The following is a 19,027-nucleotide window of genomic DNA, read 5'->3' as shown; positions in this document are numbered from 1 at the left end:
GATGAACTTTTCTTTTCCCGATTCTTTTTGGCTTTGGCTGATACCGAGTCTGATCTTTGCCGCAACGATTTACGGGTTTGTTTTTTTTAGAACCGATTCGAGGAAAATTTCAGCTCGGAATTTTCAGAATGGAAATCGGATTCTTCCCCAAAAAATCACCTTACAGGAAAATACGAATCTTGTTAGATCCGGCTCGATCTACTTCGGAGCCGGTTCTTCCGAAATCCAATCCGAGTTTTTCGAGTCCTTGGATCTTTTAGCGGAAGGTTTAAAAAAAAATAAGACTTGGAGTCTTCAGATTCAAGGTTGGACGGATCGTTTTGGAAGTCCCGCGACCAACCGAAGGTTGTCATTGGAACGTGCGAAAAAAATTCAAAGATATTTGTGCGGAAAATGGAAACTCCCTGCGGCTTCGATTCTAATCGAAGGAATGGGAGTGGAACCTCGTTCGATCGGGCCGGAAAAAGCCAGAAGAGCGGATTGGAGGCTAATTTTGTAGTCTTCGTTTTAACGTTTTTAAACGATTCTTACCTTGCAAAAGTTTTGGAAAGGAGTATGATGAATTTTCAAACCTAAAAATCTGGAGGTGAGCTATGGATCGCTGGAATCAATGGCTTCAAGAACATCGGGATTGGTTGGTGGACTTCTTACGGATCTATCTGGGAGGAGTCTTGATATACAAAGGTCTTGAGTTCCTATCGAATACGGACGGACTCATCCGTTTGATGGAGATGAATAACGCGCCTATGGCATCCGCGTTACTCGCTCATTATATCGTAATCGCGCATATCTGCGGCGGGATTCTTTTGTTATCAGGATTGTTGACTCGTTTTGCGGCGATTCTTCAAGTGCCCGTTTTGGTCGGAGCCGTATTATTTATTCACGGAAAAGAAGGTTTTATGGCGCCGGGCTCGAATCTGCCTTACGCCGCGATGATTCTTCTTTTGCTCTTTCACTTTTCACTCTACGGCTCGGGAAGAATTTCGGCCGACTACTATATCGAAACTCACAAAAGTGTCTGAACTTTCGAACGATAGAATGGGGACAACCGTCTCCATTCTTTCTTGTCGTCTAACGTCCAAAAGCCGAAGTTGCGCCTTTTGATCGAACGGTGACTTCGCATCGTAGTTCCCAAAAAGAAATACCGAGTGCAAAATCGGTAGCTCTCTTTTGTATGGAAACCGGAACTTATTTCCTCGGAACCAAAACGATCTTTTTAATCTATGAATTCCAAATCGACACAACCGTTGAATGTCGCCGTAATCGGCGGGGGCGCCGCAGGTTTTTTCGGCGCGATTCAAATCGCCGCCGGAGCCGATTGTTCGGTGACCCTTCTTGAAAAGGGAAAACAATTTCTTTCCAAGGTAAGGATATCCGGCGGAGGGAGATGCAACGTTACGCACCATTGCCTCGATCCTGAACTTTTGAGTAAACACTATCCGAGAGGAGAAAGGGAGCTTCGTTGGGCTTTCGAAATCTTCGGACCCAAGGATACGATTCGTTGGTACGAGGAAAGGGGAGTTCTTTTAAAAACGGAACCCGATGGAAGAATGTTTCCGGTTACGGATTCTTCCGAAACGATCCTCCAGACCCTTTTTCAAGAAGCAAAAAGAGTCGGAGTCCGGCTCAAAACCGACGTCGAAATTTTTTCTGTAACTCCGAAGGAAAATTCTAAATTCGAAATCAAATTAAAATCGGGCGAAATATTAGAATTTGATAAAATTCTCTTTGCGACCGGATCGGGTCGAAAGGCTTGGAATTGGTTGCAAGCGATGGGGCATACGATTTTGGAGCCGGTGCCCTCTTTATTTACGTTTAAAATCTCGGATCGTAGAATCGCCGATCTTTCCGGACTTGCCTTTGAAAAGACGGAATGTTCTCTCGCGGAATTCGGCCTTTCCCAAATCGGTCCTCTGTTGATCACACACTGGGGTTTGAGCGGTCCCTCAATCTTGAAGTTATCCGCAAAAGGTGCAAGAGAATTGTTTGAAAAAGGATACAACACGATTCTTAAAGTAAATCTGCTTCCCGGAATGAAGAAGGAAGAAGTCCGAAAAAAGATCGAAAAGGAAAAAGAGTTACATCCCGCAAAACTCATAAGCAATACTTCGATTCTCGGAATCCCAAGAAGATACTGGGAAAGAATATTAGAAATTCATTCTATTTCCTCCAAGACCTGGTCGGGGTTGTCCTCTAAAGATCTTCATTTGTTAACCGAAGAACTTACGGACGGAAAATTTCAAATCTTGGGAAAAGGGGAATTTAAGGACGAGTTCGTCACCTGCGGCGGGGTCAGCCGAAAAGAAGTGAATTTCAAAACGATGGAAAGTAAGGTCGTGCCGGGACTCTATTTTGCGGGCGAGGTTTTGGACGTGGATGGAGTCACCGGAGGTTTTAATTTTCAGAACGCTTGGACGACTTCCTATATCGCCGCGCAGGGAATCCTTTCTTCGGTCTAAAAGGGCCAGGGAAGAGGGTAAGAAGAATATCCGATCAAGTTTCCGTCAGGATCTCTAATGTATTTTGTATATTCCGTTTCTTGAATCCACTTTGGAAGACCGTTGATCGTAGAGGGTTCTAAACTCGACGAGGAGAAAATAAGCGCCTTTGGTCCCTTGGCCGTGGAATCCGATTCTAACATAAGGATCGTTTCACCGGTTTGAAACCAGACGGAACGTAAGGACTTGTCTTCATTCCGGTGGTCTTTGATTTTTTTGAGCCCGGGAAGAGTTTCGTAAAAAGCGGAGAGGGTCTTTACGTTCGGAGTGCCGATCGCGATATGATGGATCATCTCGCGACGAGTTCCCGATAATCGGGATGCCTTTCCAAAAAGGTCACAACGTAAGAGCAGCTCGGTATGATCTTTTTATTTAAGGATCGCGCCTTATCCAATGTCGTTTTAACAAGATCGGCTGCGATCCCCTTGCCTCTGAGTTCGGACGGAACATACGTCGAAATTAGATCCCAAACTTCTCCCCCGTCCCTGTAAAAAAGATGGGACTCGATTCCGTCGAAAATCGTATAAAACTTCAACTCTTCTTCAGAGTGAATAACTTCAGAATTCATTCTTCAACTTTAGGAGGGAGAACTGAATTAATCAAGAGAAAACGAATTTTGACTTTCCATTTGTGAGATTCAAAAAATTCTAAACCACTAAAAAACCCACGCAGGAAAGTATATGAAACCAGGATCGTCTTCCCAAAAGAAAGAAATACAGCATGATTTTGATTATATCGTAATAGGCTCAGGTTTTGGAGGAAGTGTTTCCGCGCTCCGACTTTCGCAGAAAGGATACAAAGTAGCCGTTATAGAATCCGGAAAACGCTGGAATAGTTCCGATTTTCCTAAAACGAACTGGAATTTACGAAAGTTTCTCTGGTTCCCGAAACTTTTCTGTTTCGGAATTCAAAGAATCAACTTTTTAAATGACGTGATGGTTCTCAGCGGAGCCGGTGTGGGCGGAGGAAGTCTTGTTTACGCAAACACGTTGTATGTTCCCCCCGAATCTTTCTGGAAAAAGACGGTCGTTCACAAAATGGGCGGAAAAAAATCCATTCTTCCTTTTTACGAACTTGCAAAGAAGATGTTAGGTGTGGTCGAAAACCCGAGAACCTGGGACTCGGACAAGTATATGCAGGAAACTGCAAAGACTTTCGGTATCGAGAGTTCGTTTATCAAAACTCCGGTCGGAGTTCACTTTGGAAAGAACGGTGTGGATCCATTCTTTGGAGGAGAGGGACCTGAAAGAAATTCCTGCAACGACTGCGGCGGTTGTATGGTCGGCTGCAGATACGACGCAAAAAATACTCTGGATAAGAATTATCTTTATTTCGCGGAAAAAACCGGAGCCGAGATCGTTCCTGAAACCAAAGTAACTCGTCTGATACCGTTGAGCGAAGACGGATCCGAAGGTTATGAAATCCATACCGAAAGAACTACTTCTTTTTTCGGATCTCCGAGACGATCGTATAGAACCAAGGGTGTTGTTCTTTCAGCCGGCGTATTGGGAACCTTAGGCCTTTTGTTAAAGATGAAAGAGGAGGGCGTCCTACCAAAACTTTCCGAACGTCTGGGACATATCGTTCGGACCAACAGCGAGTCCTTGATCGGAGTCACTCTCAATGATAAAAAAGCGGATCTTTCTCATGGGATCGCGATTACGTCCAGTGTTTTTCCGGACGAACATACTCATATTGAACCGGTGCGATATTCAAACGGATCCGATGCGATGAACGGTCTCGCTGCGGGTGTGATCGTGGATGGAGGCGGAAGTATTCCGAGACAACTCCGATTTTTGATCGAAGTTCTTAAACATCCCGTTAACAGCGTCAGACTGTTGAATCCGATCGGATTTGCAAGGAGAACGATCATTCTTCTCGTCATGCAGACCGTGGATAACAGTATCGAAATCATTCGGAAGAGAAGATGGATTTGGCCGTTTCAAAAATCGCTTTCTTCCACGCAGGAGACAGGAGAAAAAATTCCTACATATATTCCGATCGCTAACGAATTTGCTAGAAGACTCGCTAAGATCACGAACGGAGTTGCGAGAAGCAGCATCAACGAAGCATTGTTGGATATTCCCGCCACGGCTCATATCTTAGGAGGATGTAGTATCGCGGAGACTTCGGAGGAAGGAGTGGTCGATCTTCAAAATCGCGTCTTCGGTTATCAAAATCTGAGGATCTGCGACGGTTCTATGATTCCTGCGAATTTAGGTGTGAATCCGAGTTTGACCATAACTGCGCTTTCGGAACGAGCAATGTCGTTTGTTCCTTTAAAGGAGAAAGATATTCGCAGTTTTAAATTTGAAAAAAAATGGGGAATCGTGGGTCTTCTCGGAAAAACAAAAATGTCATCTCCCAAGAAAAAATCGGCCTTAAAAACAAAGAAAAAATAATCATTAGAATATTCTAATATACGATTCTTTCCGGAAAACCGTGGATGTATGTCCACGGCCATCCGAAAGGAAATTCCTGTCTTAGTCGAGTTTTTCTTCGATCAAAGAATCGATGGAAGCTTTTCCCGCGCCTTTGATTAGAAGAACTACGGAAATCCCGATCATAAGAAGATGGAATTCGTATCCTTCTCCTTGTTGGTTTCCGGCCCAATTGATGAAGAATCCGTTTGAGGTGTGGAAGGAAGCCGCGCCGATCATGATGATTCCGATTCCAAGAGCGGATAGTCTTGTAAGAAATCCGAAGATTAGGCCAAGAGCTCCGAAGAATTCTCCGATGATTACGAGAACTGCAATCGGGGTCGGAATTCCAAGCCCGACTAAATAGCCCAGGGTTCCACTAAAGCCGTAACCGCCAAACCAGCCCAAAACTTTCTGAGCTCCATGAGGGAAAAGGACCGCACCGGCTACTACTCTGAGAATGAGGGATCCTAGATCCGAATCCGTTTTAAAAAATTTTTGAAACATTTGAATTTCCTCCTAAAATGATTCCAAGTTTATATTTAGCTAATCTTTGATGCTAAATGATTTGAATATAAAGTATATGGGTTTTGCATTGGATGTAGTTTTCATCGAATTCTTAGATAAATGTGGGAACTCCCAGCGCGGGATATTTATAGTTTATTAGTAAATAATTTATGTTCAAAGTATTAGAGCTAAAAAAAGAGTTCATACGGTTTTAAAGCCCACTTCTTTGAGAGAGTTGCTCAAATCGAGAAGTCGATCTTCCGTCAGGGGATCAAATTTCTGAACCAGACTCTGAAGCAGATCCGGAAATGCCTTTTGGACAATTTCGTTTCCTTCCGGGGTCAGGTGAATGATGATAAAACGACGGTCTTCTACACTTCGAACCCTTTTTACGAGCTTCCGTTTTTCTAAATTATCGATAATCTGAGTGATGTTCCCTTCGCAGGAAAAAAGTTTTTGCCCAATTTCTTTCTGACACATAGGTCCGAGGTGATGCAGGGTTTCCAAACACCCAAACTGTCCGTTTGTAAGTCCATACTTTGAGAAAACCTTATCCTCCAATTGGCGGATCGAGTCGGAACAACGGCTCAGCTTGATAAAAGCATCTAAAACCGCTTTCTCTCGTATGTTTCCTTTGTAGTGGGTTCCCATATGCTTTAAACTTAAACTATTATTTCTTAGACGGGAGAATCCGCAATGAGTTTTTTCTTTTCGAGATTGTTAGATGGAGGAGTTCCCACATTTTGGAAACAGTGTCAGAACATCCTTTTAGCGGGTTTTTGGTCTACGAACTCAAACAAAGTCCGGAAGACTTCCAGGTGGAAGAGATTCTCAAACCCGACTGGTTGAAAGAATCCGGAAAGTGGACGATCTTCCGACTTCGAAAAACCGGCTGGAACACCCTCGATGCGCTCCAGAGAATTGCAAAAGAATCCCGGGTTTCCCTTGCCGAAATCGGTTATGCGGGGAAAAAGGACCGACATGCAACGACGACACAGCATATCAGCGCCGAAAAAAATCTTCAAGTCCCAAAGGATTTGAGCCAAGTTTTAGAACTCGAAAAAATCGGCCGGAGCGAAAAACCTCTTACCCCGGAAGCAAACGCCGGAAATCGTTTTGTCCTAACGCTCCGAAATCTGATCGAAAAAGAAGCGGATGCAATTCGGAGAAATTTCGAAAAAGTCACAAGATCCGGTTTTATAAACTACTATGACTCTCAACGTTTCAGCCGTTTTCATCCGGAGTTCCGACTTCCGATCTTTCCTTATTTGCAGGGAGATCCGGAAACCTGCTTAAAACTTCTTTTGACGGATCCGTTTCCGGGTGAAAAAAAACAAACCCGAGATCGAAAGAAAGAACTCTGGAAAGTTTGGGGAAATTGGAGCGCTTGCGAAAAGTTGTCGGGAACAAAATTGGAAAGTCGGATCTTCTCACTTTTAAAAAAGGAAAAAAACGTAACCCAAAGAACCTACGTAGAATTGATTTCCCTTTTTCCGGAAGAAGAATTGTTGATGCTCCTTTCTTCCCTACAATCCCTAGTCTGGAATGAGTTCGTTTCCGAACTTCTTTTGTCCGAAAGTTCTTCCGGCGTTTGGATCAAAACAAAATCCGGCTCCTTGTTTTTCCCGGAAGGATCTTTGACGCAGACTTTTGCCTCCGATTCTAATCTCCCCGTACCCGGGGCGCCGGGAATTCAAAAATTAGAATATTCTAAAAAAGAGATAGATTCTCTTCGATCCGTCCTGACTCGTTTTTCCTTGGAGGAATCCGTCTTTGAAAAATCCCCTTTTTCAAAAATAAAAATGAATTCTTTTGAAAGAAATCTTAAAGTTGTCCCCGAGAATTTCGTGATGGAAGAGTTCGAGACCGACGATCTGCATCCGGAAAGAAAAAAGGTAAAAATTTCCTTTCGACTTCCTTCCGGATGTTACGCGACGATGGTTATCAAACGATTGATGCTCAGGGCGGAAATCTAATTTTATTAAGCGACTTCCGACGGATCCCAACAAGTTCTAAAATTCTCGTCTAAGGCGTTTAGAATTTTCATATCTTCTTCGGAGATTTTAAAATCAAAGACGTTCGCGTTCTCAACGATTCTTTCTTTTTTGGTGGATTTCGGAATGACTACTATGTTTTGTTCGATCGCCCAGCGGATCAGGATTTGAGCGGGAGTTTTTCCGTATTTTTTTGCGAAAGTAAGGATTTTTGGATCGTCGATTTTTTGTCCGTGAGCGAGAGGACTATACGCTTCGAGTTGAATCTTATGTTTTTTACAGGATTGCAAAAGGTCGATCTGATTTAAGAACGGATGAAACTCCACCTGATTTACCGCAGGAGTAACGTTCGATTCGTTTAACAATTCCGTTAAATGAGGAATCATAAAATTGCTGACCCCGATCGCGCGGCACAGTTTATCGTGATAGGCTTTTTCCAATTCTTTCCAGGAATCCAATCTTCTGGAAGTAACCGGGAAGTGAATGAGATAAAGATCCACTTGATCGATTCCGAGTTTTTCCAAACTTTGCTCCAAGGCCTTTCTAGTTTTTTCAATACCTTGATCCGCGTTCCATAATTTCGTAGTAATAAAAATTTCCTTTCTGGGAATCCCACTTTCCCGAATCGCCTTTCCTACGTCCTCTTCGTTGGAATAAATTTTCGCCGTATCAATATGTCTGTATCCCGCTTCCAAAGCGGAAAGGACCGCATCGGTGCATTCTTTCCCGGATTTTGTTTTCCAAACTCCGAGTCCGAAGATCGGCATTGTAACGCCGTTGTTGAGAGTTACGGATTGATTGAGCGCTTTTTGTGACATGTAGAATTTTCCTATGATACTTTGACGGTCGTTAATCTTTGATAAAGCCGGAATTCGAACTGAAAAGGAATCTTTTTTTAAATTCGAACGAGGAAAGAATTGCAAATTTCATTTCATTGAGAAGTATCATCCACCATGCAATTGAGTACAGTATTTTCAGATTTTATTCTCTGTATCGTTTCCATCTTTACGGCGCTTCAGCTAAAAAATTCGATCTCTTATTCTAAGTCCGCGGGATTTCTCGGATTTCTTTTGATAGGAATTCCGGCCGGTTTAGGGAGTATTCATTTTTTCGGAATCACTTTCTTAGATCCGATCTATCGTTTTATGGTGGGTGTTGCCGGATTCGTAGGAGTACCTTTGATTGGAACCGGATTCTTTCATCTTGGAATTCGGAAATTAGAAAAGAAACTTCTTTATCCTATCGCGGGTATTCTTCTTCTTGTTTACGTACTTTTTACTTATGTCTTGGTTTTTCCGCTTCTATCGACCGTCTTAGGCGGAGTGGCAATGGGAATTGCCATTTTTGCTTGTATCCGAAAAAATTCGGGTGCGACAAAAGTTCCTGCAATGTACGGGATTTTAGGGGCGATTCTTTTCATTCTTGCGGGTCTTGTGATAGGGACGACGGGGTCCAGAGGTCCGATCTTAAACGTGGATATATTTCACATCGTTCTTGCGATTGCGGTTTATTCTCTCGGCGTTTCTATAAAAAGATTGAGTTAGAAATTCTTCTTGAATCTTAGAATATTCTAAATTAAGAATATTCTAAGATTAGGAAGGAATTTGCTCTGAGACTTGCGTCACCCAAGACGCGTAGTAGTTTGCGAGAGTTCTTAAAAACATCAGATCCAATTCATTTTCGTCCTTTAGAATTTTTACCGCATTGGTAAACTGAACCCTGAATTCCGTAAGTGGAGTCGCTTCCACGATCACACGTTTCATAGAAGAGGCGTTTTCTTCCATCCCGTATTCTTGCGCCCATTTTTCGATCAAGTTTCCGCAGTTGTATTTTTTGGAAAGAAGGAGTTGGGCCAAAATATGCCGGAACATACTTTCTATGGAGATGATCGTGATGTCTTTGTGAAGAATGGAGATTTCGGTGATGATTTCGTCTTTTTTATCGATGACAACTTTTGTGTTTCCGATCTTATTAAAGATTTTTGAAAGATCGTTGTAAGCCTTAAAATTCTTGAGAATACTCTCCCTGTCCTTCATATTCACGCTTCTTTCGTTTTCGGGAAGATTCATTTCGTTTAATATCGTTTCGATGACGAGAAAGATGATATCAAAGGAGAATTGTGTCGACTTCCCTACAAAATAGCGGATCTCGTTTTGAAAGGAGGCGTGGACTCCGCTAAAAAACATTTCTAATTTGTCCGGAGAAAGGGTAGAAGTAGTTCTATAAAGATTCATCATATCTTTTGTAAACTTCGTTCTATCCAAGATCGGAAAAAGTTCCGGATGATTGGTATGGGTTCTTAAAAAGGTTTCTTTGAGAACCTTAACGGCGCCTTGTCTAACCTCGTCCGTTCTATAAAGAACTCGATAGAGAAGAACCGAAAGTTCGCGGGATGTTTTTTTCGATTTGAGAATCTTAAGGTCCGACTCGTCAAGATTCGTAGACTTTGGAGGGTTCTGGCTTTGCGCTTCTGCCATGGGCTTCTTTTTGGAACGATTGGTATGCCAATGCTGAATGGAAAAAAAGAAAAGTAAAGCGAAATTGCCGAGTAACTTATATTTACATTGCTTTTTAACGGTTCCTCCGTAATTTACCCGATCGAGATGAAAATAATCGGTCCCGAAAATAAAGTCAATTATGGCGTTTTCGATAGTCCCGTTGAATTCAATTATAAGGAATTTCAACTGCTGGACTTTTTTGGAAAAGAGATAAGCGGTTTAAAGAAGCGTTTTGCTTTTAAAAGATTCAATTATATCGGAATCATAACCGAAGAATTTTTGATCGGTTTTGCCGCAGTGAGTCTCGGCTACGTGTATAACGTATTCGCTTATCTTTATCACTATAAGGACGGAATTCTCTACGAGTTCGATACCAAGGGATTGGATCTAGGAAGCTCGCTTGAGTTTCCCGCAAACCCGGACGAATACAAGATTCAGTTTAAGAAGGGTTCTTCTTTTCTTTCGATCGAAAAATCGCACGCAAAAGGAAAACTTCTCGTGGATGCGTTTCTGGGGAAAAAACTTCGGTTTAAATTTTCAGCGGACTACGGTTTAAAAACCCATTCTCCTTTGAGGGTTTTGAATCCATCCGAACCGACTCACTGGACCTTTACGGAGAAATGTTCTCCGCTTTTACCGAGTTCTCTCGAACTTTCCTTTCAAGACAGACCTCTCGTCTTCGATCCGAAAAAAGTAACGGTCCTTTATGATTGGTCCGGAGGATATCTAAGAAGGGAAACGAATTGGTATTGGGCGGCGTTCAGTTCGATTCTTCCCGATAAGACTACGATCGGAGCCAACTTTGCCGCGCTCGTAAACGAATCTTTTTTTTCCGAGAACGCATACTGGATCAATCACGAAAGGCAAAGAGTTCCACGGTTGATTTTTGATTTTTCGCAAAAAGATCCTTACAAACCTTGGAAAATATACGATGAAGAAGGTTTGGTAGAATTGGATTTTATTCCGGAAGGAGAAAGAAAGGATAAGATGAATCTGATTTTTTCTAAATTGTATTTTAGACAATTTGTGGGAAAATTTTCGGGAAGGTTTAAACCCGTAAAAGGAAAGGAAGTGTCCTTTCGAGACGTTTACGGATTTACCGAATTTCATCGATCGCTTTGGTAGAATTCTTTCGGAAAGAAAAGAATATTAAGAATTATGAATGTTTATGTCCCGGTTTCCTGCGAATTTTACGATCGATTGGAGGAACTTGTCATAAGGAAACGTAAAGTTTCCTTGGAAGTTTCCGAAAATCCGGAAGTTCAGTCCAGAAAGTTGGATAACGTTATGGTTCTGGACCTTACTTCCATGAATCGGGAAGAATTCGCCGTTCTCGAAAACGGCGAAAAAATCCGCCTCGATCACATACTCAAAATCATTTCCTAAAAACCCTCGCGAAATCTTAGAAAGAAAAAGAACGATACTTATATCCGAAATTTTTTTCTTGCAATAAAAAAGGTCGAATCGTTGGAAAACTCAGAAGTTAAAAAGAAAAGAATCCTATCCTTGGATCTTTTTCGGGGAACGACCGTCGCCGGAATGATTCTTGTAAACAATCCGGGTTCTTGGTCGTTTATCTACGCGCCTCTCAAACACGCGAAATGGAACGGATGTACTCCGACCGATTTGGTGTTTCCTTTTTTCCTCTTTGCGGTCGGCGCGTCCATTCCGATCGCGTTGGATTCCAAGAAGGAGACTTCTAAAGGAAGAATTTGGATCCGAATTTTAAAACGAAGTTGTATCCTTTTTTCGATCGGACTCTTTCTTAATTTTTTTGGAGAATGGTCTTTGGAGAATTTAAGAATTCCCGGAGTTCTACAAAGAATCGCGTTCGTATATTTTATAGTTTCATCCTTCTATTTATTTTTGATTCCGAACTCTGATTCCGATCAAAACGGAGAATTGAAAAACGATTCTCCGCTTCATAAAATTTCGGACGGAAGTATTCTTATCTTTTTGATATTCGTTTTATTTTTTCATTCTTGGATCTTAACGAACGTAAAGGCTCCCGATCTGACGTCGGTTTCTCTGGAAGAAGGAAAGGAGATCGGAGCCTGGTTGGATCGGATTCTTTTCGGGGAAAAACATCTCTGGAAATTTTCGAAAACTTGGGACCCGGAAGGTTTTTTCAGCGGTGTTGGCGCGGTTGCAAGTCCTTTGATAGGATTGATTTGTGGAAGAATTTTGTTAAACGAAGGGAATTCGACGAAAAGAATTGCGATCCTTTTCACGATCGGAATACTTTTTACGTTATGCGGCCTTGTCTGGGATCCGTTTCTTCCGATGAATAAGAGTCTTTGGACGGGAAGTTATGCGCTTTATACCGGGGGACTCGCGTTGTTTTCCGTAGGTTTTTTCGAATCGTTGGATTTGTGGATGCAAAAAAGAACGATTCAAAAGGTTTCTCTTGAGAATGTCTTTCAACCCTTTCTCGTTTTTGGAAAAAATGCAATTTTTGTTTTTGCGGCTTCCGGATTGGTCGCAAAAATCTTCAATCTCTGGATGATAATCTCGGAAAACGGAAAGACTGTTTCGATGAAAGGATTCCTTTTTTTAAAACTGAATTCATTTTTCAATTCTTACAACGCCTCCCTGAGTTATGCTTTGATACAGCTTCTTTTCTGGTGGGGGATTTTAAGTCTTTTGGACAAGAAGAGGATCTATTTTAAAGTATAGAGTTTGACCGAAATCGGAAAAATGCGGGAACTCCTCCGTTTTTACTCGGGCCTGCTTGTCTCGCAAAAGAGAAAGACGGTAAAAGGGGCGGCTTTCGTAGGAACTCCTGCAAATTTCCTTTCCAATTTTTGGAAATAATCTTAGAATTTGAATTCTAAAATTCTCATTTGAATCTTTTTATAAAGAATAAAGAGGAATGTTTAAAGTGGAAGTTGAGGTTTATAAAAAGAATCTGAAGGTCGAAATCGCCCGACTCCGACCTTCAAGCGGAATTCTTACATAACGAGTTGGAGATCGTCGAAGATAGGAGACTTTACTTCTTCCAGTAACTTTTTCATCGCGAGGTTCCGGAGATTATTCAATTCTAATCTTAGATTTGCTTCGAGAGAATTTTTTGAAAGAAGATTGGAACAATTCACGGCAACCATCTTTAGATCTTCCGGGGTTCGGATTTTGGAAGAAAGAAGAAGTTGCTGAATGATAGCATATTCCTTTTTTCTAAAGTGAATTCTCAGAAGAAAAGGAACCGAGTAGAGTTCCGCCATAAGTTCCCATTTGGTTTTTAACTTCGGTTTCGACTCGAGGTTGGCCGATTCTTCTTCCTGGCTTTCCGGATCGAAAATCGTAGAAATAGAAACAGGATTCGCTTTAGAATAATTCCGTTCGGGATTGAATGAAAGGGGAGTTTCCGATTCTCTGATCATTTCTTTCAGAGTGGAAAGACGGGCGGATTCTTCATAACGTTCCGGATTGGTTTTCATTAATTTCTTAATGTCTTCCAGGATGATACAAAAGGAAAAAAGTTCGAGAACTGTCTGATTTTGAATGGTTGAAATTTCATCCAAAACTTTAGCAAGAATCTGCTGATAAGCAAGGGATTTCCGATACATCGCGTTGTATTGAAGTTCGAGATTTTTCTGAAATTTTGAAAAGAGCGCATCGATTAGATATGCGTCCGAAATTACATAGGCGTCGAGACCGGGGACGGAAAAGTTCGGGTTTTGTTTTTTTAAATTGAGAACAAAGATACAATTGGAGTCTTTGAGGAAGTTGAGAATCTTTCCGATTTTTCTTTCCGAGAGATTCAGAGTTGAACGGAAATGGTAGAACAAATCCGTGTTAGTCGGTAATTGATGATTCTCGTTTTCCTTCTTAATTTTATCCAGGATGATTTGCGCTAATGTAGTATCTTCCATCGTTTTGTTCCACGCTTCCAAAAGATTTGAGTCTGGACGCTTTTTCTTTCTAAATTAATAACCTTGTAAAAGAAAATTCTTGCCTATTTTTTTGAAAAATAGGATTAATTTGTCAAAAAAAAATCGGAATGAAATACAAAGAATAGGGAACGAAGGGGAAGAGGGTTAAAAGGAGCCCAAGCGAAACGACCGCTTGGGCTTTAATCGGTGTTAGATTCTTTCTATGATGGTGGCAATGCCCATGCCGCCGCCGATACAGAGTGTCATGAGCGCATAACGTTGTTGTCTTCTTTCTAGTTCGTCTAACGCGGTTCCGAGAAGGATCGCGCCGGTTGCTCCGAGAGGGTGGCCTAAAGCGATCGCTCCTCCATTGACATTGATCTTTTCGGAAGGGATCCCGAGAGACTTTTGTGTGTAGAGAACGACGGAAGCGAATGCTTCATTAATTTCCCAAATATCGATGTCCTCAGGTTTGAGTCCTGCCATCGCGAGAGCCTTTTTGGACGCAGAAACCGGGCCGGTAAGCATGATAGTCGGATCTTCCCCCGTAGACGCCATAGCTACGATTCTTGCACGGGGTTTTAGTCCGTATTTTTTGATTCCTTCATCGGAAGCGAGAAGAACGGAAGCCGCGCCGTCTACGATTCCGGAAGAGTTTCCAAGAGTGTGAATGTGATTGATCTTAGAGATTTCGGGATAAGATTTGAGAGCGATTGCATCTAACTCTTTCTCGCCGATCGTTTTAAAAACCGGACCAAGATCCGAGAGCCATTCAAAAGTGGATTCGATACGAGGATTCTCATCGCTATCAACGATCGTCCCGTCCTCGGTTTTTACGGGAATGATCGATTTTTTAAAATAGCCGGACTTGATCGCGTTTTCCGCTTTGATTTGAGAAGATTCCGCAAAACGATCCGCTTCTTCGCGAGAGATTCCGAATTTCGTAGCGATAAGGTCTGCAGAGATTCCCTGAGGGACTAAATTATAGTGTTTTTGAATATTAGGATTTCCTACATTGAAATCTCTTCCGCCCATGTCCGCTCCCATCTTTACTCGGGACATGGATTCGACTCCGCCGCCTAACGCGACTTGCATGGAACCGGATTGAACGTGATTTGCCGCGTTGTTTACGGCTTGAAGACCAGAACCGCAAAAACGGTTCACGGTATATCCGGGAACTGAGTTCGGCCAAAGAGCCGCCATGACCGCATAACGTGCGATACAAGCCGCTTGATCGTCAACTTGAGATACACATCCCATTACAACTTCTTCAACTATTTCCGGTTTGATCCCGTTTCTTTCTTGGATTGCATTTAAGGTCGCGGCGGAAAGTTCTTGAGGGTGAATGGAAGCAAGTGTTCCTCTTTTTTTCCCTTTTCCTCTTGGAGTTCGAACTGCATCGATTACATAGGCGTTTGACATTTTTTTACCTCGTTGTGAATTCAGACCTTTCTCGGTTGAATTGAACAACTGTTTAGTGAATTTGTGTGTTCCAGTTTCTATTTTGGGAACGGGGAGGAGTTTGCAATTCTTTTTGTGCGGGAACTCTTGCTGGAAGGGAGAGGTTTGGGCCGCACCCTCCTGCAAATTTAGGGGTAATGAACGCTATTCGGAATTTCATGCAGGAGGGTCGGGCTTGCTACGGGCTCGCGGAGTTCCGCTCGGTCCTGCGGACCAAGCCCTTCGCATCCCTGCGGCGGGGAAATAGTAGAAGAGTGATTTTGCGGGAACTCTTCATGAAAGGTTATTGGAAATAAGCTATATTTCAAAATGAGACGGATATTCTTATTATCGATGAAAAGAAAATTAATTTTAGAGGAGACAATGTTTTTGGGAAGCTTGAGCCGAACAAAAAGTTTAGAAAGGATAGGACAAAGAGTTCAACATATGACACGAGAAACTGTGAAGCGAAGTTGAATTTTTGTTAAAAGGAATTGGTTATACGGGAGCGATTGTATTTTTCTGATAAAGAATTCTTTTGATCGTTTTTGTCTTAATATCAATGGCCCAGATAAAAGATTCAATTTTGAGAGATGCAAGATTGCTATAAATTTTCGGATATGCTTTGGATCGATCGGCAATGAATATTTGGATCAGAATGCAATAAAGAAAACACCTTGAAACTCCATGAGCGGAAGCTAATATACTCAGCATTGCCCATTCCTCTGGTAAGATTCTTGAGTTTATTTTGATTAAAGAATTGCCAGCCTTCTGATATTTTATTGTAAGGGCACTTTGATTGATTCTTTGATTTATTTTAAGACCTTTTCCATACCGACATAGTAAAAAATTAATATTCTTCCCGACGACTTTTCTTTCGGATTGTGGTAGCTTTTTCATCAATTCCAAAGGAATCAAAAGACTACAGGTAATCTTCGGTCCTTTTAAGGATGAACTTGTTACTCTTTTACCGAGATTTTTAATTTCCCTCACATTTGGTTACAGTTCCTCCGAGCATTTAAAGGAGGCTAAATTTTGATCTTTTTTTTAAAAAAGTTCATTTTTTTTCAAGTATCACATGTTTTCATTTGTCGAAGATAAGTTTTCAGAAAGAAAAATGAGGAGTTCCCGCAAATTTCGTCATTTACGAGAAAATCTCTTCTAAGACTTTAAAATACCAACAAGAGCCTTTCCAATCCTCAAGAAAACCGTTGTGACCACCGAAATCCTGGATAGAAATTTGCACATTTCGATTAGGATGAAGGGAAAGAAAGGTCTCTCCTCGAATGATTGGGTCATCTTTTGACGTGACGATCGTTGTTGGAGTTAAAATCTCGGAGAGTTCCCGCTCTCCTAAAGTATATGTTCCAAAGTAATGGTCTAAATCTCGAAAATCATCCGAAGACTCTATCAATTTCTCCGTCATCTTCATCACAGACTTTTCTTTCAGAATCTTTTCATAAGGCACAATTGTAGGAAAATGAATCTGCTTTTTTTCGATGGATTGCTTCCACTTCTTCAGAAAATAACGACCGATGATTAGTTTTCTATCCATCAGAACAGTCGCATCCTTAGGATGAATCGCCGGTGAGATTGCAACGCAATGCTTAAGTTGATTTAGTTTTTTCTCAGATTGAGAATGAACCCTCGCAATTCTAAGAGTAAAATTTCCGCCTAACGAAAAACCTGTAATGAAAACGGGGACATTCTTCTCCGCAAAAAAAGTTGCCTTTCTTACCGCTTCATAGGTCTCTTCGATGAGACTTCCGTTGAATGGAGCCGCGTTTAAATGGTGTGTATCTCCATGATCTCTGTAGTTCAATCGGAAAATATCATATCCTTGATTGTAAAAATGGTTAGAAGTTCTCAGAATATAAGTTGAATTGATGCTTCCTTCCCAACCGTGAAGAAGAATCAAAAGTCCTTTTGCTTTTCTTTTTAATTGTTTGCTCAGAGAACCTTCTAATTTTACACCTTTCCCGGCATCCAAGATTAACGTTTTAGAATTCTCTAAAAAAGGCATATCTTTAGGAAGATTCCAAGCGAGAGAGGCAAGCGCTGTCTGTATAAATGGATATTTTAGAATTCCTTTCGGATTGAATTTTCTGGTTCTGAGATTTTGTAACATAAGAACATTTGTTATTTCGGAATTATTCAGAAAAGTCTTTTTAAATCATAAAATTCTATTCTTTCTTAGAGAAGAATTCTTTAGGAATTATAACTTGATTTTGAAATCGAGAATTCAAACGGAAAAGAACTGGCCTTTAGAGCTCTCTTTAAAAAAGATACGAAGTGAATATAATTTTCAAAGTCGGAGCTCATCACAAAGTGAAGAATCTACTCGAACGATTGCATACTTTTTTTCGGAACCATTCTAAAATTGAATTTTTGATTCTTATTTTTTTTCTTTTTCTTTCCTGCAAAAGTTTAGTTCTCAATGGAGTTAGAGGGGCGGGGCTCGATAACTCGCCTAACGGAACCAAAAAAGATTCGGAAGTCGTTCCGGATTCTTCTCCTTGTAAATTCGTTTTGAAACAGACACAATGGTATCTTCTTTTTGGTTCTTTCCCGATCAATCGAGTGGAGTCTGCGCAGATTCTTCCCGATTCTAATCAAGTCTACAAAGTTACTCTCAAAACTTCCTGGCTGGATGGTCTTCTAAGTGTTGTTTTAGGAATCGCTGCCTCGGTTACGAGAAAGACAATCGAGGTGGAAAGCTGTGATGGAAAAGAATTTACACCGACAAAAAATCTTTCTCTTCCGATTGAAAAGTCGGAAGCAAAGATTGAAAATCCAAAGTGGAAGGAAGAATTCTTAAAACAAAACGAAAAACAGTGGAAAGACGAAGTTCAAGAGCGTTTCCTTTCGGAAAAAGAAGAAGAGGTGGAATCGGTCTGGAAAAAGGAAATCAAAAATTCTAAGAATCTTTCCGTCCTTTTCTTAAAATCAGGCGAGATTGTAAAAGGAAAGGTGACTCGAATCGACGGAGACGGTGTAAAACTTTTCTTCAAAGGTCAGGAAAAATCGTTTAAACGTGCGGATGTTTTGAAAGTCCGTTTTCAAGATTAGGAATAATCAATTCTATGTTTAATATTCGTAATCTATCATTTAGAATTCTTTTTTCTCTTTTTCTTTTTATTCATTCTGCATGTTATCTGAATCCATATTTTCGAGATCTCGTATCTCCCGAAGAGGAAAAAGATTCTCCCTTGAGTCTTCTTTTGTTGTTCGTGGGAGCTCCTCTTGTCAAAGGGGACGTTATCTTTTTTCCCCAAACCGGTCTTACTTGGATGCGTTGTACCTTGGGCCAAACTTTTGATTCTTCTCTAAATGCTTGCTCCACGATTTCCGTGGCTCCGATTTATTGCTCCACTTTGGATAATCAGTGCAATGGAGGTTCTTCCGGTGGGGTCCTTTCTTCCGGGCCGGCTTTTGATGCCTGCGCTGGGTTTAGCGCTTCCAGTGTTACGGGTTTGTGGAGAGTTCCCACGCATTCGGAGTTGAAATCGATTGTTTCATGTTCAAACGGAACGGATTTGAAGAATTCTTCGGATACCCAAACCTGCGGGAACGGCTTTGAGGTGCCTACGATTCGAAAGGATTGGTTTCCTGGAATTCCTGTAAATAGCCCAATTGAATTCTGGTCCAGCACAAGTGATCCTTCGAACGCTTCTTTTGCTTGGAAGGTGAATTTTAGCACTGGAGCCACCAATTTGACGGCTGGAAAGAATTCTTCGGGTTATCTTCGCTGTGTTTCTAGCCCGTAAAGGGCTTTTTTACGGGAACTCCCCAGTTTTC

General features: G+C 41.5%; 21 protein-coding genes. 11 read left to right on the top strand and 10 right to left on the bottom strand.

The genetic code is table 11. The features are described 5' to 3' along the window. The first annotated feature begins 1 nt into the window (after position 1). The 3 genes from JWG44_RS20395 (at position 2) to JWG44_RS20385 (ending at position 2,459) form a co-directional block, all read left to right on the top strand. Complete coding sequence (locus tag JWG44_RS20395) at positions 2-499, top strand: OmpA family protein (protein WP_205276890.1); 498 nt, start codon at positions 2-4, stop codon at positions 497-499. 94 nt (positions 500-593) lie between these two features. Continuing rightward, positions 594-1,022, top strand: a complete 429-nt coding sequence (locus JWG44_RS20390) for a DoxX family protein (protein ID WP_205276889.1) — start codon at positions 594-596, stop codon at positions 1,020-1,022. A 201-nt stretch (positions 1,023-1,223) separates the two neighbouring features. Further along, on the top strand, positions 1,224-2,459 hold the full coding sequence (locus JWG44_RS20385) for a BaiN/RdsA family NAD(P)/FAD-dependent oxidoreductase (RefSeq protein ID WP_205276888.1): 1,236 nt from the start codon (positions 1,224-1,226) through the stop codon (positions 2,457-2,459). Here the strand turns inward: JWG44_RS20385 and JWG44_RS20380 are convergent. Both JWG44_RS20380 and JWG44_RS20375 read right to left on the bottom strand, forming a co-directional pair. After that, on the bottom strand, positions 2,456-2,791 hold the full coding sequence (locus JWG44_RS20380) for a VOC family protein (protein ID WP_205276887.1): 336 nt from the start codon (positions 2,789-2,791) through the stop codon (positions 2,456-2,458). The two genes, JWG44_RS20385 and JWG44_RS20380, sit on opposite strands and share 4 nt — an antisense overlap. Further along, positions 2,788-3,066 carry a GNAT family N-acetyltransferase gene (locus JWG44_RS20375; RefSeq protein WP_205276886.1) on the bottom strand — a complete coding sequence of 93 codons (279 nt, stop codon included), beginning with the start codon at positions 3,064-3,066 and terminating at the stop codon, positions 2,788-2,790. Before JWG44_RS20375 ends, JWG44_RS20380 begins: the two co-directional genes overlap by 4 nt. A 112-nt stretch (positions 3,067-3,178) precedes the next feature. Between JWG44_RS20375 and JWG44_RS20370 the strand changes: the two genes are divergently transcribed. Then, positions 3,179-4,900, top strand: coding sequence for a GMC family oxidoreductase (locus JWG44_RS20370; RefSeq protein ID WP_205276885.1), 1,722 nt, complete (start codon positions 3,179-3,181; stop codon positions 4,898-4,900). An 81-nt stretch (positions 4,901-4,981) separates the two neighbouring features. Here JWG44_RS20370 and JWG44_RS20365 read toward each other — a convergent pair whose 3' ends face one another. Together JWG44_RS20365 and JWG44_RS20360 are read right to left on the bottom strand one after the other, a co-directional pair. After that, positions 4,982-5,425 (bottom strand): DoxX family protein, encoded by a 444-nt coding sequence (locus tag JWG44_RS20365; protein ID WP_205276884.1) that lies wholly within the window; start codon positions 5,423-5,425, stop codon positions 4,982-4,984. A 201-nt stretch (positions 5,426-5,626) separates the two neighbouring features. Next, complete coding sequence (locus tag JWG44_RS20360) at positions 5,627-6,076, bottom strand: MarR family winged helix-turn-helix transcriptional regulator (protein ID WP_205276883.1); 450 nt, start codon at positions 6,074-6,076, stop codon at positions 5,627-5,629. A 101-nt stretch (positions 6,077-6,177) separates the two neighbouring features. Between JWG44_RS20360 and truD the strand changes: the two genes are divergently transcribed. Beyond that, positions 6,178-7,401 carry a tRNA pseudouridine(13) synthase TruD gene (gene truD / locus JWG44_RS20355; RefSeq protein ID WP_205277079.1) on the top strand — a complete coding sequence of 408 codons (1,224 nt, stop codon included), beginning with the start codon at positions 6,178-6,180 and terminating at the stop codon, positions 7,399-7,401. Positions 7,402-7,406: 5 nt separating this feature from the next. Here truD and JWG44_RS20350 read toward each other — a convergent pair whose 3' ends face one another. Beyond that, positions 7,407-8,237 (bottom strand): aldo/keto reductase, encoded by an 831-nt coding sequence (locus JWG44_RS20350; protein ID WP_205276882.1) that lies wholly within the window; start codon positions 8,235-8,237, stop codon positions 7,407-7,409. Positions 8,238-8,372: 135 nt separating this feature from the next. On the opposite strand from JWG44_RS20350, the gene JWG44_RS20345 reads away from it, so the two are divergent. Continuing rightward, complete coding sequence (locus JWG44_RS20345; RefSeq protein ID WP_205276881.1) at positions 8,373-8,963, top strand: hypothetical protein; 591 nt, start codon at positions 8,373-8,375, stop codon at positions 8,961-8,963. Between the two features lie 48 nt (positions 8,964-9,011). Here the strand turns inward: JWG44_RS20345 and JWG44_RS20340 are convergent, their stop codons facing one another. Next, on the bottom strand, positions 9,012-9,896 hold the full coding sequence (locus JWG44_RS20340) for an LIC_13029 family protein (RefSeq protein WP_205276880.1): 885 nt from the start codon (positions 9,894-9,896) through the stop codon (positions 9,012-9,014). Between the two features lie 126 nt (positions 9,897-10,022). On the opposite strand from JWG44_RS20340, the gene JWG44_RS20335 reads away from it, so the two are divergent. From JWG44_RS20335 to JWG44_RS20325, 3 genes are all read left to right on the top strand, one after another. After that, positions 10,023-11,042, top strand: coding sequence for a DUF2804 domain-containing protein (locus tag JWG44_RS20335; protein WP_205276879.1), 1,020 nt, complete (start codon positions 10,023-10,025; stop codon positions 11,040-11,042). A 33-nt stretch (positions 11,043-11,075) separates the two neighbouring features. Continuing rightward, positions 11,076-11,303, top strand: a complete 228-nt coding sequence (locus tag JWG44_RS20330; RefSeq protein WP_205276878.1) for a hypothetical protein — start codon at positions 11,076-11,078, stop codon at positions 11,301-11,303. Between the two features lie 81 nt (positions 11,304-11,384). Then, positions 11,385-12,593 carry an acyltransferase family protein gene (locus JWG44_RS20325; RefSeq protein WP_205276877.1) on the top strand — a complete coding sequence of 403 codons (1,209 nt, stop codon included), beginning with the start codon at positions 11,385-11,387 and terminating at the stop codon, positions 12,591-12,593. 275 nt (positions 12,594-12,868) lie between these two features. Here JWG44_RS20325 and JWG44_RS20320 read toward each other — a convergent pair whose 3' ends face one another. The 4 genes from JWG44_RS20320 to JWG44_RS20305 form a co-directional block, all read right to left on the bottom strand. Continuing rightward, on the bottom strand, positions 12,869-13,789 hold the full coding sequence (locus JWG44_RS20320; protein WP_205276876.1) for a hypothetical protein: 921 nt from the start codon (positions 13,787-13,789) through the stop codon (positions 12,869-12,871). 210 nt (positions 13,790-13,999) lie between these two features. Then, positions 14,000-15,211 carry an acetyl-CoA C-acetyltransferase gene (locus JWG44_RS20315; protein ID WP_205276875.1) on the bottom strand — a complete coding sequence of 404 codons (1,212 nt, stop codon included), beginning with the start codon at positions 15,209-15,211 and terminating at the stop codon, positions 14,000-14,002. Between the two features lie 516 nt (positions 15,212-15,727). Beyond that, positions 15,728-16,222 carry a DUF1564 family protein gene (locus JWG44_RS20310; protein WP_205276874.1) on the bottom strand — a complete coding sequence of 165 codons (495 nt, stop codon included), beginning with the start codon at positions 16,220-16,222 and terminating at the stop codon, positions 15,728-15,730. 151 nt (positions 16,223-16,373) lie between these two features. Beyond that, on the bottom strand, positions 16,374-17,357 hold the full coding sequence (locus JWG44_RS20305) for a YheT family hydrolase (protein ID WP_205276873.1): 984 nt from the start codon (positions 17,355-17,357) through the stop codon (positions 16,374-16,376). A gap of 200 nt (positions 17,358-17,557) precedes the next feature. Here JWG44_RS20305 and JWG44_RS20300 point away from each other — a divergent pair, with 200 nt between their 5' ends. Next, positions 17,558-18,298, top strand: coding sequence for an LIC_13076 family protein (locus JWG44_RS20300; RefSeq protein ID WP_205277078.1), 741 nt, complete (start codon positions 17,558-17,560; stop codon positions 18,296-18,298). Between the two features lie 14 nt (positions 18,299-18,312). Further along, positions 18,313-18,996, top strand: coding sequence for an Lcl C-terminal domain-containing protein (locus JWG44_RS20295; RefSeq protein WP_205276872.1), 684 nt, complete (start codon positions 18,313-18,315; stop codon positions 18,994-18,996). Positions 18,997-19,027 lie beyond the last annotated feature (31 nt).

Origin of the sequence: Leptospira ainazelensis (assembly GCF_016918785.1) — a bacterium.
Classification (GTDB): domain Bacteria; phylum Spirochaetota; class Leptospiria; order Leptospirales; family Leptospiraceae; genus Leptospira; species Leptospira ainazelensis.
The sequence above is the reverse complement of the archived record's forward strand: the minus strand, read 5'-3'. Positions and strand labels throughout refer to the sequence as shown.

Bases quoted from the DNA above. Each gene is read 5' to 3' on its own strand.
- JWG44_RS20345 (WP_205276881.1), top strand. From the start codon at position 8,373: ATGCAATTGAGTACAGTATTTTCAGATTTTATTCTCTGTATCGTTTCC.
- JWG44_RS20395 (WP_205276890.1), top strand. From the start codon at position 2: ATGAACTTTTCTTTTCCCGATTCTTTTTGGCTTTGGCTGATACCGAGT.
- JWG44_RS20340 (WP_205276880.1), bottom strand. From the start codon at position 9,896: ATGGCAGAAGCGCAAAGCCAGAACCCTCCAAAGTCTACGAATCTTGAC.
- JWG44_RS20335 (WP_205276879.1), top strand. From the start codon at position 10,023: ATGAAAATAATCGGTCCCGAAAATAAAGTCAATTATGGCGTTTTCGAT.
- JWG44_RS20365 (WP_205276884.1), bottom strand. From the start codon at position 5,425: ATGTTTCAAAAATTTTTTAAAACGGATTCGGATCTAGGATCCCTCATT.
- JWG44_RS20320 (WP_205276876.1), bottom strand. From the start codon at position 13,789: ATGGAAGATACTACATTAGCGCAAATCATCCTGGATAAAATTAAGAAG.
- JWG44_RS20360 (WP_205276883.1), bottom strand. From the start codon at position 6,076: ATGGGAACCCACTACAAAGGAAACATACGAGAGAAAGCGGTTTTAGAT.
- JWG44_RS20380 (WP_205276887.1), bottom strand. From the start codon at position 2,791: ATGATCCATCATATCGCGATCGGCACTCCGAACGTAAAGACCCTCTCC.
- JWG44_RS20315 (WP_205276875.1), bottom strand. From the start codon at position 15,211: ATGTCAAACGCCTATGTAATCGATGCAGTTCGAACTCCAAGAGGAAAA.
- JWG44_RS20295 (WP_205276872.1), top strand. From the start codon at position 18,313: ATGTTTAATATTCGTAATCTATCATTTAGAATTCTTTTTTCTCTTTTT.
- JWG44_RS20375 (WP_205276886.1), bottom strand. From the start codon at position 3,066: ATGAATTCTGAAGTTATTCACTCTGAAGAAGAGTTGAAGTTTTATACG.
- JWG44_RS20385 (WP_205276888.1), top strand. From the start codon at position 1,224: ATGAATTCCAAATCGACACAACCGTTGAATGTCGCCGTAATCGGCGGG.
- JWG44_RS20350 (WP_205276882.1), bottom strand. From the start codon at position 8,237: ATGTCACAAAAAGCGCTCAATCAATCCGTAACTCTCAACAACGGCGTT.
- JWG44_RS20330 (WP_205276878.1), top strand. From the start codon at position 11,076: ATGAATGTTTATGTCCCGGTTTCCTGCGAATTTTACGATCGATTGGAG.
- JWG44_RS20370 (WP_205276885.1), top strand. From the start codon at position 3,179: ATGAAACCAGGATCGTCTTCCCAAAAGAAAGAAATACAGCATGATTTT.
- JWG44_RS20390 (WP_205276889.1), top strand. From the start codon at position 594: ATGGATCGCTGGAATCAATGGCTTCAAGAACATCGGGATTGGTTGGTG.
- JWG44_RS20305 (WP_205276873.1), bottom strand. From the start codon at position 17,357: ATGTTACAAAATCTCAGAACCAGAAAATTCAATCCGAAAGGAATTCTA.